This window comes from Erwinia sp. HR93 (assembly GCF_034555055.1).
Lineage (GTDB): Bacteria > Pseudomonadota > Gammaproteobacteria > Enterobacterales > Enterobacteriaceae > Apirhabdus > Apirhabdus apintestini.
The window spans coordinates 1,216,448-1,230,511 of the sequence record NZ_JAXUDP010000001.1 but is presented as its reverse complement, the minus strand read 5'-3'; the positions used below and the strand labels follow the sequence as shown (position 1 = coordinate 1,230,511).

Sequence of the window (14,064 nt, the reverse complement as noted above, 5' to 3'; positions counted from 1 at the left end):
AGTGATTGACGCTTACCGCCCATTTTTCGCGGGTGCCGACTGGAGAGGATGTGCCAGAAAATAGCTGCGCAGCCCCTGATAAATCGCGTTTGCGATCCGCTGTTGATAAGCGTCGCTGGCCAGCAGACGTTCTTCAGCGCCATTGCTAATAAAACCGGTTTCCACTAATAGCGAGGGAATATCCGGCGAGCGCAGTACGCCCAGGCTTGCATGCTCCGGCAAGCGCTTATGCAATACGCCGACCTGGCGTAATTGCGTTAATACATTGCGGGCGACATCATAGCCAACCCGCTGGGAATGGCCGAACTGCAAATCAAGAACCGCCTGGCTAAGATAAGGGTCCGCCTGGTTATTTGCCAATACATCACCCGCGCCGCCTAATAGCTCAGACTGTTTCTCGTGCTGTTCCAGCCAGTTCGCCATTTCGCTGTTTGCGCGTCGGTTAGAGAGCACCCATACGGATGCGCCCTTCGCTTCACGATTTGGCGCCGAATCCGCGTGAATAGAAACCAACAAATTTGCGTTCTGTCTGCGCGCCACGTCCGAACGCCCCATCACGGAGATAAAATAATCACCGTCGCGGGTTAAAACTCCGTGGAACATGGGGTCCGCATTCAATAGCGTGCGTACTTTGCGGGCGATACCGATAGTGACATTTTTCTCACAGGTGCCACCGCTACCAATCGCGCCCGGATCCTGGCCGCCGTGCCCGGCATCAATCGCGATAACTACCTTACCTGCCGGCGCGCGCTGTGAATGCCTGGCGGCCGCAGGACGCGCAGAGCGATTACCCGCCACAACGGCCGTTGTGCGCTCACTTTGCGGCTGAAACGGATTTTTCGCCGGCTGGGTGGTGGTGGCTGTCGGCGCTGCGGCAACGCGTTCTTTCACTACAGGCCGAGGGTCTTTGATGGCTGGCGGTAACGGTTTACTTATGGCATCGATAGTGAATACCACGGAATATCCCGCATTAGTGCGTCGTTTTATCGCCTGGGTTTTCCCATCCTGAGTTAAATCCACCAGCAACCTTACGTTACCGCTCCCCTGAGGCTGCCCGGCGCGAATGCGTCGCACCATATTCTGACCATTAAAATCCAGCGGCAGTCCCTGAATAATGCCGCTTTGATGAATATCTAACGCCACGGTGCGTTTGCCAACCGGGGTGAATGTGTATTGCGGATCCCCCGTGAATTGAAAGGTAATGCGCGCCTGCGTCGCCCCATTGGAAACCCGAATATCAGAGACGTTTGCCGCCCACAGCGGCGCGCACAGCGTTAACAGCAAGGTTAACAGCCACTTTCTCATTTTCTGATTCATCTCCTCATCCTTGTAAAATGGGCTTACGGCAATTAGTCCGCCAGGCGCGCCAGTAACGCAGTACCCGCGGGAGAAACGGCGGTAATCTGCGCTTCCCGCCCTGAGGACAGGTAGGTTAGGCGCAGTTCAATATCCGGGGGCGGCAATACGCCAGCGCCCCGCTGAGGCCATTCGACAAGACAAATAGCGTTATGTGCAAAATAATCGCGAATACCCATGAACTCTAACTCTTCAGGATCGGCAAGGCGATACAAATCAAAATGATAGACAGTAATATTGCCTAGCTCATAGGGTTCGACCAGCGTATACGTTGGGCTTTTCACATTTCCCACATGCCCCAGCGCCTGCAGAAAACCGCGGCTGAAGGTCGTCTTTCCGGCGCCTAAATCACCATATAAATAAATCACTGTTGCCCCATTACAGGCCTTTGCCAGCCGGGCGCCTAATGCGAGTGTCGCGGATTCATCGTTGAGCGAAACAGCTAGCGTCATCGTCATCTCGTTGATTAATGTCTGGATTTACACAGGAATAAAGCGCAGCGATTACATCGCTCGCAAGCATACCGCGCGTGCCAAATCGGCGGGCCAGCGAATCTGCCGCTGCGCCGTGAGCCACGGCACCGGCGCAGGTGGCATCATACAGTGGCAATTTTTGGGCCAGCAGCGCACCGATAATACCAGAGAGCACATCTCCCATCCCTCCGCTGGCCATGCCAGGATTGCCAGCGTCTATCAGGGCGCAGTCCCCTTGTGAACTGGCGATAACGCTGCCTGCGCCTTTCAGTACTACACAGCCGCCATAGCGCTTAGCCAGATTACGCGCTGCCTGAATGCGATCGCGCTCAACCTCCGCCACGCTACAGTTGAGCAAACGTGCGGCTTCGCCCGGATGCGGCGTAATAACGCGATTTTGACGCGTATCCGGATTGATTGCCAGCAGGTTAAGCGCATCGGCGTCCCATAACATCGGTTTCCGGAAATTTTCCACTTTTTGCAGCGCTTTCTTCCCCCAGCTTTGGGTACCGAGGCCCGGGCCGACCGCGACAACGTCGGCCCAGTCCAGGCTAGCGCCAAGCGCAGCGGGCGTTAGCTCCTGTACCATCAGCTCCGGTCGGGCGGTGAGTAAAGGCGCGATATTTTCACTGCGCGTCAATACGCGAACTAAGCCAGCCCCGGCACGCAGCGCGGCCTCGCCCGCCATACGGATTGCCCCCGCCGTCCCGGTATCACCGCCAATAAGCAACAGGCGACCATGATCTCCTTTATGCGCGGTTGGCCTGCGCGGCGTTAACCAGCGGGCCAGGCAGCTGGCATCAAGCCGCACAAACGGCGCCGGTTTCGCGGCAAGCCAGGCAGATAATCCTAAATCGTGACAGTGAAGATGCCCGACGACATCGCGCGCCTTCCCGGTCAGTAAACCGCATTTAAGCGCAATGAACGCGAGGGTATGCTGCGCCTGTACCACCGCGCCCGGAGCCGCGCCGCTTGCCGCTAATAGGCCAGAGGGAATATCCAGCGCAAGCACCGGCGCGGGATAAAGATTTATTTTCTCAATTAGCAACTGCAACTCGGCTCGCGGAGCGTTGCGTAATCCCGTGCCTAATAGCCCGTCAATGATAAGATCGCGTTCTTCTGGCCAGGGCGCATCCGCGGCGTGGATAACGCCTCCGGCGTTCAGCCATGCGACCCGGGCGGCCTCCGCCTCGTCCGGCAAAGGTTTATCGCTCTCTGTGGCCAGCAGCGTCACATCGATGCCCTGCCCCTGCGCCAGCCGCGCAGCAACATAGCCATCGCCCCCATTGTTGCCATGCCCGCAGATAACCAGCCAGCGACGCGCCTGCGGATAGCAGCGCACGGCGAGCTGAAAGGCCGCCTCACCGGCGCGCAGCATTAATTCATAGAGCGTTAGCCCCAGCGTATCCGCCGCTTCACGCTCTGCATCGGGGAACCAGTCCGCCGGCCAGGCTTCGTATGGTATACTCTCGGCGTTCGTCTTCTTATTATGGTCCGTCATGTCTCAACCCCTCGATCTCACTCAATTAGCGCTCAATATTAAACAGTGGGGCACTACGCTCGGCTTTCAGCACGTAGGGATCGCGGATACCGATCTCAGCGCCAGCGAACCTGCGCTCCAGGCCTGGCTTGAGAAACAATACCACGGAGAAATGGCCTGGATGGCGCGACACGGCATGATGCGCGCGCGTCCGCATGAACTTTTGCCCGGCACGCTTCGCGTAATCAGCGTGCGCATGAATTACCTGCCCGCCGGTGCCGCCTTCGCCAGCACGCTGAATAATCCCCGTCTCGGCTACGTCAGCCGCTACGCGCTTGGGCGCGACTACCATAAGCTATTGCGTAACCGGCTAAAAAAATTGGGCGAAATGATTCAAACCCACTGCGCTGCGCTGAATTTTAGACCGTTTGTGGATTCAGCGCCGCTTCTTGAACGTCCGCTGGCGGAAAAAGCGGGCCTCGGCTGGACCGGGAAGCATTCGCTAATTTTAAGTCGCGATGCCGGATCGTTTTTTTTCCTGGGCGAGTTGCTGATCGATCTTCCACTCCCGGTCGATGGCCCGGTTGAAGAACAGTGCGGACGCTGCGTCGCCTGTATGACAACCTGCCCGACCGGAGCAATCGTAGAACCATACGTAGTCGACGCGCGACGCTGTATTTCATATCTGACTATCGAACTGGACGGCAGCATTCCCGAAGCGCTGCGTCCGCTTATCGGCAATCGCATTTACGGCTGCGACGACTGCCAGCTTATTTGCCCGTGGAACCGTTTTTCTCAGCTTACGGATGAAGACGACTTTGCCCCGCGTAAAGCCCTGCACGCACCGCCTTTGACCGAGCTGTTCGCCTGGAGTGAAGCAACTTTTCTCAAAGTGACTGAAGGGTCGGCTATCCGGCGAATTGGCCATCTGCGCTGGTCAAGAAATATCGCCGTTGCGCTGGGAAACGCGCCCTGGGATGAAAAGTATATTCACGCGCTGAGCGCCCGGCTGGGCGAGCATGAACTGTTGGATGAGCATATTCACTGGGCGATTGCGCAACAGATAGCCAAACGGGATGCCTGCGCCATTGAGGTACAACCGGCCAAAACGCGGCGGCTTATCCGCGCCGTTGAAAAAGGTTTACCCCGGGACGCCTGAATATTTTATGTCTGTGGATAAAAATAAAAAGCCGTTGTCATTCAACGTGGAAAAAAACGTCAAGCGATCGTATTAACGTTTCACAATTAAATTATTCTCAATAAAAACAGATGAATAAAAAAATTTGATTTGCAGCAATTTATCATTGCCAGGCGAAAGCAAATATCTACCCTGTGGATAACTCTGTTTACAAAAAGGAGAGGAATGCTAGCAAACGGGCTAAAAGTAGGTAATAGATAAGAATACTGAAGAAGGATACCTGGAGCGGGAAACGAGACTCGAACTCGCGACCCCAACCTTGGCAAGGTTGTGCTCTACCAACTGAGCTATTCCCGCATAATACGTTGCGCCTGAAGTTTACAGCTTAAGACACCTGCCGCCTATCTTTATCGGCGACAAAAATCTGGAGCGGGAAACGAGACTCGAACTCGCGACCCCAACCTTGGCAAGGTTGTGCTCTACCAACTGAGCTATTCCCGCATAATACGTTGCGCCTGAAACTTACAGCTTAAGGCACCTGCCACCTAATAACGCTACCAGCGACAAAAATTTGGAGCGGGAAACGAGACTCGAACTCGCGACCCCAACCTTGGCAAGGTTGTGCTCTACCAACTGAGCTATTCCCGCGTTGCGCAACGGCACAATTGTGTACCGTTACGGGAGGCGCATTATACGAGAAATGATTTTCCTCGCAAGCCTTTAAGCACAAAAAGTCGTGCTTTTCGTTTGAATGCCGATTTCTTCGGCAAAATGACGAGTTTCTCTGCGCCCCGCTGCTTACAGGCGGATAAAGTGCTCGCGATAGTATGCAAGTTCCGCCACCGACTCACGAATATCGTCCAGCGCCTGATGGGTATTTTTTTTCTGAAAGCCTTCTAAGATTTCCGGCTTCCAGCGGCGGGCCAATTCTTTCAGCGTGCTAACGTCCAGATAACGATAGTGGAAGTAGGCTTCCAGCGCCGGCATATAATTAAACAGAAAACGCCTGTCCTGACCAACGCTGTTGCCGCAAATCGGCGATTTCCCTTCCGGCACCCACTGGCGCAAAAACGCTAATGTCTCACGCTCTGCTGCACCATCGTCAAACTGACTGGCTTTTACGCGTGCCACCAGCCCACTGCCGGTATGGGTTCGCACATTCCAGTCATCCATTAATGCCAGCTGTTCGTCAGACTGATGCACCGCAATTACCGGGCCTTCAGCCAGAATATTCAGATCCCGGTCCGTGACTATCGTAGCGATTTCAATAATACGATCGCGCGTGGGATCCAGCCCGGTCATTTCAAGGTCAATCCAAATCAGGTTATTTTCATTTACGCTCATGGCCACGCCTCCCCAGCGTTACGCGAATTCACCCGGTAAGAATGGGTTATTTCATATAAAATAGCGTGTATCATAGAGGTTTTGTTTCTCTGGAGCGACCAGGAGCCAGCGCGATTGAGTAAAAAGAAACTTTCGAAAGGCCAGCAGCGGCGCGTCAGCGCTAATCACAAGCGCCGTCTCAAGCCTGAGTCAGGCGTCGATTATGACGACAGCCAGCTTGGTGAGCCTACCGAAGGCCGGGTTATCAGCCGCTTCGGTATGCATGCCGACGTTGAAGCCGCCGATGGCACTCTGCACCGCTGCAATATACGGCGCACCATTCGCTCACTGGTTACCGGCGATCGCGTAGTCTGGCGTCCGGCAAAAGAAACCGGTGAAGGCATTACCGTAACGGGCATTGTCGAAGCGGTGCACGAACGCTCCTCAGTATTAACGCGCCCTGATTTCTACGACGGCGTAAAACCCATCGCCGCTAACATTGACCAAATCGTTATCGTTTCAGCGATTTTGCCGGAGCTGTCGCTGAATATTATCGATCGTTACCTGGTGGCCTGTGAAACGCTGAACGTAGAACCGCTTATTGTACTGAATAAGATAGACTTATTGGATGACGAAGGGATGGCCTTCGTTGAAGAACAAATGGCTATCTATCGGGATATTGGCTACCGCGTTTTAATGGTATCGAGCCACTATCCTGAAACGCAGCAAGCGCTTGAACAGGCGCTGACGGACAGAATCAGCATTTTTGCCGGGCAGTCAGGAGTGGGGAAATCCAGCTTACTGAACGCGCTGCTGGCGCTTAAAGAGCGACAGATCCTCACCAACGATGTCTCGGGTGTTTCCGGGCTGGGGCAGCACACCACAACCGCCGCGCGCCTGTATCACTTCCCGCACGGTGGCGAAGTAATTGACTCGCCCGGCGTGCGGGAGTTTGGCTTATGGCATCTGGAACCGGAACAAATTACGCGCGGCTTTGTCGAATTTCATGACTATTTAGGCCATTGCAAATATCGGGATTGCAGCCATGATAACGATCCTGGCTGCGCTATCCGCGCCGCCGTCGAGCGCGGCGACATCGCCGAATCGCGTTTTGATAACTACCACCGAATCCTGGAGAGCATGGCGCAAATAAAAACGCGCAAAAACTTTTCCGATATTGGCGGGTAATAAAACACAGAGAGGCGAATGCCGCCTCTTTACTTACTGCAGTGCCTGGCTCGCCGCGAGCCGCCGGGCAAGGACTGGCAAAAATATTGGCCTGGAGGCTATTTTGTTCAACAACATCAAACTTTCTCTTCAATATCTCCTGCCAAAGCAATGGCTGACGCAATTCGCAGGCTGGGGTGCCAGTAAGCGCGCCGGCTGGCTGACAAAAGGGGTTATCGATCTCTTTGTCAAATATTACAAAGTCGATATGCAGGAAGCGCAAAAGCCCGATACCGCCAGCTATCGCACCTTTAACGACTTTTTTGTTCGACCGCTGCGCGACGACGTGCGCCCTATTAACCCAGACCCGACAACGCTGGTGATGCCAGCCGATGGCGTTATTAGCCAGGCAGGCGCTATCGACAATGACAAATTACTCCAGGCAAAGGGGCATTCTTTCACACTGGAAGCGCTGCTGGCAGGGAATTATCAGATGGCGGCGTTATTCCGTAACGGGGCGTTCGCTACTACTTATCTGTCGCCGCGCGACTATCACCGCGTGCATATGCCCTGTAACGGTATTTTGCGCGAGATGATTTATGTCCCAGGTGACCTCTTCTCCGTCAACCATCTCACCGCGCAGAATGTGCCGAATCTGTTTGCCCGTAATGAGCGCGTCATTTGCCTGTTCGACACTGAGTTCGGTCCAATGGCGCAAATCCTGGTCGGCGCAACCATTGTCGGCAGTATTGAAACCGTCTGGTCAGGCACCGTCACTCCGCCGCGCGAAGGCATTATTAAACGCTGGACCTGGCCCGCCGGGGACAGCGAAGGCTGTATCGCCCTACTGAAAGGCCAGGAAATGGGGCGCTTTAAGCTCGGCTCGACCGTGATTAATTTATTTGCGCCGGGTCAGGTTACCCTGATGCCACACCTGGAACATCGCGCACCGACCCGCATTGGCGAGCCGCTGGCCCGGGCGAACAATGCCGCGGCGACCGATATTCCGCCTAAGGTGGACGCAGCGCCCGTAAGCGAATCAGCCGCCGGCCCCAAAGCCCAGCCGGTTGTTGACCAGGCTCCTCTGCCGGTTTCCACAAGCGAAACCGCCATCGCAGCTCCCGACACCGCCGCACCTGAGGCTGAGCCTCAGCAACGGCCCCGGCAGCCGGGAAAAGGTGCCGCATCTGCGCCCGCACAGGCGCCAAAGCCTGACTCTGATAATGAATAACTACGCCTAACTAAGGCCGATTAATAATAAGGTAACGCGACGTGCGCCTGTTCCTCTTTTTTCTGATGGCGATAAGCCTCAGTGGGATGGCGCACGCCGCCGCCATCCCCGACGCAAAACAAATCACTCAAGAACTGACTCAGGCTAAAGAAGCAGATAAAAAGCAGCCGGGACAGATAAAAACTATTGAAGCGCTGCAGGCCGCGTTAAACGCGCTGGAAGAACGCGACGCCTCGCTGGCGCGCGCCGCCCGCTATCAAAAAGTTATCGATGACTTCCCTCGTTTGTCTCAAACGCTGCGCCAGCAGCTCAATAACTTAAATAACGCACCGCGCAAACTCCCCGTAGGTATGAGCGCCGACGCGCTAAATCAAGAGATATTGCAAACCAGCAGTCAGTTACTGGATAAAAGCCGCGAAGCCCAGCAGCAGCAGGAGCGCAACCGCGAAATCACCGACTCCCTCGCTCAACTTCCCCAACAGCAAACCGACGCGCGGCGCCAGCTCAGCGCCATTGAACACCGCCAGCCTTCGCCAAAAAACGCCAGCACTCCGCTCGGTCAGGCCCAGCAAATTTCCGCCCAGGCGGAAGCCGCGCGCCTGAAGGCACTCGTAGATGAGCTTGAACTGGCCCAGCTATCCGCCAGCAATCGCCAGGCGCTGGCGCGCCAGCGCGCCGAACTGTCGCAAAAGCAGGCCGGCCAGCTTGATGCCTGGCTACAGTCGCTGCGTAACCAGCTCAACAGCCTGCGTCAGCGCGAAGCGGAACAGGCGCTGGAAAGCACAGAGATGATGGCGGAAAATAGCGCCAACCTGCCGCCAGATATTGTGGCGCAGTTCCGCATCAATCGTTCGCTCTCTCAGGATCTTAATCAACAGGCGCAAAGAATGGATCTGGTCGCCTCGCAGCAGCGCCAGGCCACGCGTCAAATTCTGCAAGTCCGCCAGGCGCTGAACACTCTGCGCGAACAGTCGCAGTGGCTGGGCATCTCTAATGTGCTGGGCGAAGCGCTGCGCGCCCAGGTCGCACGCCTGCCGGAAACGCCGAAGCCCCAGCAGTTAGATACCGAGCTGGCACAGCTTCGGGTGCAGCGATTACGCTATGAAGAACAATTAGGCAAACAGGAGCAGCTCCGCCAGCTTCACCAGGCCAGCGGTGCTCCGCTCACCGATGAACAACGCCGTATCCTCGACGCCCAGCTTCGCACCCAAAGCGAGCTGCTCAATTCATTGCTACAGGGCGGCGACACGCTGATTCTGGAGCTGACAAAGCTTAAGGTTGCAAACGGGCAGCTTATCGACGCACTGAAAGATGTTAATGAAGCGACGCATCGCTATCTGTTCTGGACATCGGACGTTAGCCCGCTGGGGCTAAGCTGGCCGCTGGATATCATGCGCGATCTGCGCCGACTGCTCTCGCTGGATACGCTCAGCCAATTGGGTAAAGCCACGATGATGATGCTGACCAGCCGCACGACGCTGCTCCCGCTCTTCGCCGCGCTGGTTCTGGTGGGTTTTAGTATTGCTTCACGCCGCCGGTTCACGGCGTTTCTGGAACGCTGCAGCGCCCGGGTTGGTAAAGTGACGCAGGATCACTTCTGGCTCACGATGCGCACGGTGTTCTGGTCGATTCTGGTGGCTTTGCCGCTTCCCGTGCTGTGGGCGACGCTGGGCCATGGTTTGCAGGCCGCCTGGCCGTATCCGCTGGCGGTCGCCATCGGTGACGGCGTTACGGCCACGGTACCGCTGCTGTGGGCAGTGATGATTTGCGCAACTTTCGCCCGGCCAAACGGGCTATTTGTCGTGCATTTTGGCTGGCCTCGCCAACAAGTGGCACGCGCCATGCGTAATTATTTGATGAGCGTCGGCGTTATTGTGCCGCTGATTATGGCGGTCATCATGTTCGATAATTTAAACGATCGCGAGTTTGCCGCCTCGCTGGGGCGGCTTTGTTTCATGCTAATTTGCGGCGCGGTCGCTGTGGTAACACTCAGCCTGAAGCATGCGAAGCTGCCGCTTTATCAGGAAAAAGACGACGGCGGCGACAATATTATTAATCGCCTGCTGTGGAACCTGATGCTTTGCGCTCCGCTACTGGCCATTCTCGCCGCCGCCATCGGCTACCTTGCGACCGCAAAGGCGCTGCTGGCGCGCCTGGAAACCTCCGTTGCTATTTGGTTCTTTTTGCTGGTCATCTATCACATTATTCGCCGCTGGATGTTCATTCAACGACGTAAACTGGCGTTCGACCGCGCAAAGCAGCGGCGCGCTGAAATCCTGGCCCAGCGCGCTCGCGGCGAGGAAGAACCCTTCACGCACGGCACGGATGGCGGAGCCGAGGTTGAAGAGCCGATTATCGATCTGGACGCAATTAGCACCAGTTCACTGCGCCTGGTAAGAAGCCTGCTGATGCTGATAGCGCTGGTTTCGGTTATCGCACTGTGGTCAGAAATCCATTCCGCCTTTGGGTTTCTGGAAAATATTACCCTGTGGGACGTGACCTCAAGCGTACAGGGCGTGGAAAGTCTGGAGCCGATTACGCTTGGCGCGGTGCTAATAGCCGTGCTGGTCTTTATTATCACCGCTCAGCTTGTGCGTAACCTGCCCGCGCTGCTGGAACTTGCGCTGTTACAGCATCTGAGTCTGACCCCCGGGACCGGCTATGCCATTACGACTATCACAAAATATATATTGATGCTGATTGGCGGGCTGGCAGGGTTCTCGATGATAGGCATCGAGTGGGGGAAACTTCAGTGGCTGGTCGCCGCGCTCGGGGTCGGGCTGGGGTTTGGGCTACAGCAGATTTTCGCTAACTTCGTCTCCGGGCTAATTATTCTGTTTGAGAAGCCTATTCGCATCGGAGATACCGTCACTATTCGCGATCTGACCGGCAGCGTAACGAAAATTAACACCCGCGCAACAACTATCAGCGACTGGGATCGAAAAGAAATTATCGTGCCTAATCAGGCTTTTATTACTGAACAGTTTATTAACTGGTCGCTTTCCGACCCGATTACGCGCGTAGTTCTGACGATTCCCGCCCCAACGGACGCCGATAGCGAAGAAGTGACCCAAATACTGCTGACTGCCGCGCGGCGCTGCGCGCTGGTGCTGGACACCCCGGCACCGGACGCCTTTTTGGTGGATTTACAGCAGGGTATTCAACTGTTTGAGCTGCGTATCTATGCCGCCGAGATGGGGCATCGCATGCCGCTACGTCACGAAATACATCAGCTTATTCTACAAGGTTTCCGTGAGCACGGGCTGGAAATGCCCTTCCCGCCTTTTCAGATGCGCCTTGAAAGCCTGAACGGCATTAAAAATGGGAAATCACTGAGCTCTACGGGCAGAAAAGCCCGCCTGCCGGGGAGCCTGTAAGCCTGCCCGCGATCCAGCGGCGGATAAGCCTAAAGGCTATCCGCCGCAGCCACTGTAGCGCGCCCTTGTGCAAAAAGCGCGGCGACGGCAGCAATGGAGCGCTACAGCCGGTTCTCATCGCAGCGCCCGGACAAACCGGGAATTATCGCGCTTTCAGCGCGTGATGAAACGGCTATCTTACTTTCACCAGTGCGTTAAACCGCACCGCCTTCTTCGACCTGGAAGATAACGTATGACTGGACGCGGCCCACTCCGCCCCCTACCTGGAGACGATGTCCTTTCTCCTTGCTCCGCCTTCACTTAATGCGCACCCACTTCCCGCCGGATAAGCGTTTTGCTCAGCGTCGCGATTCGTATCTACTTTAACCGGCAGCGTTCCGCGTGTGCATACGCGTGATTCCGTCAGCCTTGTAGTAGGCTGAGCGATAGTAAGTTCTGGCTGCGCTCTTCCCGCTACCTGGTCGGGTTCAGGCTTCTCCCCACGGGCATATAAGGGCTGCTCCAACCGGTAATGCACATAGGCCGGCGTCCGTTCAGGGCTAGTACCCCGTGGCAGGGCGCGCGGCATCTCACCGCTGCGACTGGCAGTGGTAATGCTTTTCGGCAATACGCGCGCGGAGGTATCGCGCTGCGGCGCGAGCGTCTCATGGGTTATGCCGAGGCTGCGGCGCTTGTCAATGGCCCTGGCCCGCCCCTCTTCACCTTTGACCGTCGTTTGCCCCAACTGATAGCGGTGTACGGACCGGCCTTGCTTCCAGCGCTTGAAGCGCGCGCCCAACGTGCGATGTGGGTTGTCCGCCCGCCTGGCTTTTATCTCATCACACTGATTGCGCGATGATCCGGACACATCATATTCACTGCGCCGGGTAAAAACGCCCGGCGGAATTAAGCAATTAGCGGAAAAACACCGCGCGATACCCTTCATCAATAAACCTTCCTATTTATTAGCGACTGAAGATAAACGTTATTCACACGCTACCCGGCCTTTAACGCTCCTGGGTCGCACATAGCACAACGCAGAGTTTCGGGCGCGATAATGAATAAAGCATCAGCCAATGCGCTGACGCCTGGCCGCGTCGGCACGATATGCGCCAGCGGGAAAACAAACGCGGCTATTTTACTCATGCCCGGTGCGCCACCGGTGCTCCGGCATGGACCTGAATCCATTTTCACGCAGAGCCGATAAGGAGGTATTAGCCCTGCCTTTCAGGCCATAAGCCATAAGGCAACGACAGCGGGATGAAAAGATGAACCGCGCTAGCGGTGCGCTATATGCGTATCTTCGATGCGCGCTGCGGCGCAGAACACCTGAGCGCGAGAGGGTGACCGCCGCTACCGCGTGGGTCGATAATAGGGATTATCATTGGGGAACGGCAGAGCGCGCGTCGTCGCGCCCTGCACGGGGCATCATACTACGCGCGGTCGACCGGGAAGGCCATCACCTCTGCCAGGCTCTGTGCACCGAGCGCCAGCATAATTAAACGATCTACGCCAAGCGCCACGCCGGAACAGTCCGGTAGCCCAGCCTCCAGCGCTGCCAGCAGATGTGTATCAACCGGATATTGCGGTAACCCGCGCGCCGCGCGATTGCGGTTATCCTGTTCAAAACGCTGCTGCTGTTCGCGCGCGTCGGTCAGCTCATGGAAACCGTTCGCCAGTTCAACGCCCTTAAAATAGACTTCAAACCGCTCCGCTACCCGGTGATCTTCCTGGCTAATGCATGCCAGCGCCGCCTGGGTTGCCGGGAAGTGATAAATAAAGGTGGGGCGCTCTTTGCCAATGTGGGGTTCTACGCCGAAGGTAAATAAAAGCTGCAGTAGCGTATCGCGATCTTCTTCGTTATCCGCCACATTATTTAAATCCAGCTTAGCTGCGGCTTCCCGTAACTGCGCCTTCTCTGCGGACAGCGGGTCTATTTCCAGGTAACGCTGAAATGCCTGCTGATAAGAAAGCGTTTCCGCCGCCTCTGTTTCCAGGATTTGCTGTAACAGGTCGTCCACTTCATTCATCAGACGGTACATGTCATAGCACGGGCGATACCATTCCAGCATGGTAAATTCGGGATTGTGATAGCGCCCCATTTCTTCATTACGAAAACTGCGGCAAAGCTGATAAATCGGGCCGCTTCCCGCCGCCAGCAGGCGTTTCATATGATATTCAGGGCTGGTCATTAACCAAAGAGGCGTGCCCTCAGCGTGGCCGGGGCCAACAAAACGGGTTTCAAACGGAAACAGATGTACGTCCGTTACCGTCGCCTGGCTCATGCAGGGGGTTTCCACCTCAGGCACTCCGCGATCGGCAAAGAAGCGGCGAATTTCCGCCACAACGGCTGCGCGTTTAAGTAGCGTGGGGATGGATGCGCTCGGCTGCCAGGTTGCCGTTTCGCTCATGGTTATCTCTCCAAAAACAAATAAGGTCCGGAAGTCTACTCGTATCTCAGGATGGACACAAATCACGGGTCTTCGTTTTCAGCGGCCGATATTTCACGTGATTTCGTGACCGGATTATCATTTCTAAAA

At 55.9% G+C, this 14,064-nt stretch carries 10 protein-coding genes, 3 tRNA genes and 1 pseudogene; 5 read left to right on the top strand and 9 right to left on the bottom strand.

The annotated features are described in order from the left end of the window. Positions 1-12 precede the first annotated feature (12 nt). Genes amiB through nnr form a run of 3 tightly spaced genes read right to left on the bottom strand, consistent with a single transcriptional unit; the run spans position 13 to position 3,330 of the window. Entirely contained in the window at positions 13-1,317 is a 1,305-nt protein-coding gene (gene amiB / locus SFA31_RS05735; RefSeq protein WP_322837111.1) for an N-acetylmuramoyl-L-alanine amidase AmiB, read from the bottom strand. Positions 1,318-1,349: 32 nt separating this feature from the next. Beyond that, on the bottom strand, positions 1,350-1,808 hold the full coding sequence (gene tsaE, locus SFA31_RS05730; protein ID WP_322837110.1) for a tRNA (adenosine(37)-N6)-threonylcarbamoyltransferase complex ATPase subunit type 1 TsaE: 459 nt from the start codon (positions 1,806-1,808) through the stop codon (positions 1,350-1,352). Next, the gene (gene nnr, locus SFA31_RS05725) at positions 1,780-3,330 is read right to left on the bottom strand and encodes a bifunctional ADP-dependent NAD(P)H-hydrate dehydratase/NAD(P)H-hydrate epimerase (protein WP_322837109.1); all 1,551 of its coding nucleotides are present in this window, start codon (positions 3,328-3,330) and stop codon (positions 1,780-1,782) included. The genes tsaE and nnr overlap by 29 nt, the downstream gene beginning before the upstream one ends. On the opposite strand from nnr, the gene queG reads away from it, so the two are divergent. Beyond that, positions 3,329-4,468, top strand: a complete 1,140-nt coding sequence (gene queG, locus SFA31_RS05720) for a tRNA epoxyqueuosine(34) reductase QueG (protein WP_322837108.1) — start codon at positions 3,329-3,331, stop codon at positions 4,466-4,468. The two genes, nnr and queG, sit on opposite strands and share 2 nt — an antisense overlap. A gap of 260 nt (positions 4,469-4,728) precedes the next feature. Here queG and SFA31_RS05715 read toward each other — a convergent pair. The 4 genes from SFA31_RS05715 to orn all read right to left on the bottom strand — a co-directional run bounded on the left by SFA31_RS05715 (position 4,729) and on the right by orn (position 5,791). Then, a tRNA-Gly gene (locus SFA31_RS05715) sits at positions 4,729-4,804 on the bottom strand. A 68-nt stretch (positions 4,805-4,872) separates the two neighbouring features. Beyond that, positions 4,873-4,948 (bottom strand) — tRNA-Gly (locus SFA31_RS05710). Positions 4,949-5,019: 71 nt separating this feature from the next. Then, positions 5,020-5,095, bottom strand: a tRNA-Gly gene (locus tag SFA31_RS05705). 150 nt (positions 5,096-5,245) lie between these two features. Continuing rightward, the gene (orn, locus tag SFA31_RS05700; RefSeq protein WP_322837107.1) at positions 5,246-5,791 is read right to left on the bottom strand and encodes an oligoribonuclease; all 546 of its coding nucleotides are present in this window, start codon (positions 5,789-5,791) and stop codon (positions 5,246-5,248) included. 114 nt (positions 5,792-5,905) lie between these two features. Here orn and rsgA point away from each other — a divergent pair, with 114 nt between their 5' ends. The 3 genes and pseudogenes from rsgA (at position 5,906) to mscM (ending at position 11,545) form a co-directional block, all read left to right on the top strand. After that, positions 5,906-6,958, top strand: coding sequence for a small ribosomal subunit biogenesis GTPase RsgA (gene rsgA / locus SFA31_RS05695; RefSeq protein ID WP_322837106.1), 1,053 nt, complete (start codon positions 5,906-5,908; stop codon positions 6,956-6,958). A 103-nt stretch (positions 6,959-7,061) separates the two neighbouring features. Next, a pseudogene (asd, locus tag SFA31_RS05690) lies at positions 7,062-8,012 on the top strand (archaetidylserine decarboxylase); the annotation flags it as partial. A 197-nt stretch (positions 8,013-8,209) separates the two neighbouring features. Then, complete coding sequence (gene mscM, locus SFA31_RS05685) at positions 8,210-11,545, top strand: miniconductance mechanosensitive channel MscM (protein ID WP_322837105.1); 3,336 nt, start codon at positions 8,210-8,212, stop codon at positions 11,543-11,545. Between the two features lie 259 nt (positions 11,546-11,804). On the opposite strand, the gene SFA31_RS05680 is transcribed toward mscM, so the two are convergent. After that, positions 11,805-12,470, bottom strand: a complete 666-nt coding sequence (locus SFA31_RS05680) for a hypothetical protein (RefSeq protein WP_322837104.1) — start codon at positions 12,468-12,470, stop codon at positions 11,805-11,807. 111 nt (positions 12,471-12,581) lie between these two features. Between SFA31_RS05680 and SFA31_RS05675 the strand changes: the two genes are divergently transcribed. After that, positions 12,582-12,731, top strand: coding sequence for a hypothetical protein (locus SFA31_RS05675; RefSeq protein ID WP_322837103.1), 150 nt, complete (start codon positions 12,582-12,584; stop codon positions 12,729-12,731). 226 nt (positions 12,732-12,957) lie between these two features. Here SFA31_RS05675 and epmA read toward each other — a convergent pair whose 3' ends face one another. Next, positions 12,958-13,935 carry an elongation factor P--(R)-beta-lysine ligase gene (epmA, locus tag SFA31_RS05670; protein ID WP_322837102.1) on the bottom strand — a complete coding sequence of 326 codons (978 nt, stop codon included), beginning with the start codon at positions 13,933-13,935 and terminating at the stop codon, positions 12,958-12,960. Positions 13,936-14,064 lie beyond the last annotated feature (129 nt).

Bases quoted from the DNA above. Each gene is read 5' to 3' on its own strand.
- amiB (WP_322837111.1), bottom strand. From the start codon at position 1,317: ATGAATCAGAAAATGAGAAAGTGGCTGTTAACCTTGCTGTTAACGCTG.
- tsaE (WP_322837110.1), bottom strand. From the start codon at position 1,808: ATGACGCTAGCTGTTTCGCTCAACGATGAATCCGCGACACTCGCATTA.
- queG (WP_322837108.1), top strand. From the start codon at position 3,329: ATGTCTCAACCCCTCGATCTCACTCAATTAGCGCTCAATATTAAACAG.
- nnr (WP_322837109.1), bottom strand. From the start codon at position 3,330: ATGACGGACCATAATAAGAAGACGAACGCCGAGAGTATACCATACGAA.
- orn (WP_322837107.1), bottom strand. From the start codon at position 5,791: ATGAGCGTAAATGAAAATAACCTGATTTGGATTGACCTTGAAATGACC.
- SFA31_RS05680 (WP_322837104.1), bottom strand. From the start codon at position 12,470: ATGAAGGGTATCGCGCGGTGTTTTTCCGCTAATTGCTTAATTCCGCCG.
- SFA31_RS05675 (WP_322837103.1), top strand. From the start codon at position 12,582: ATGAATAAAGCATCAGCCAATGCGCTGACGCCTGGCCGCGTCGGCACG.
- epmA (WP_322837102.1), bottom strand. From the start codon at position 13,935: ATGAGCGAAACGGCAACCTGGCAGCCGAGCGCATCCATCCCCACGCTA.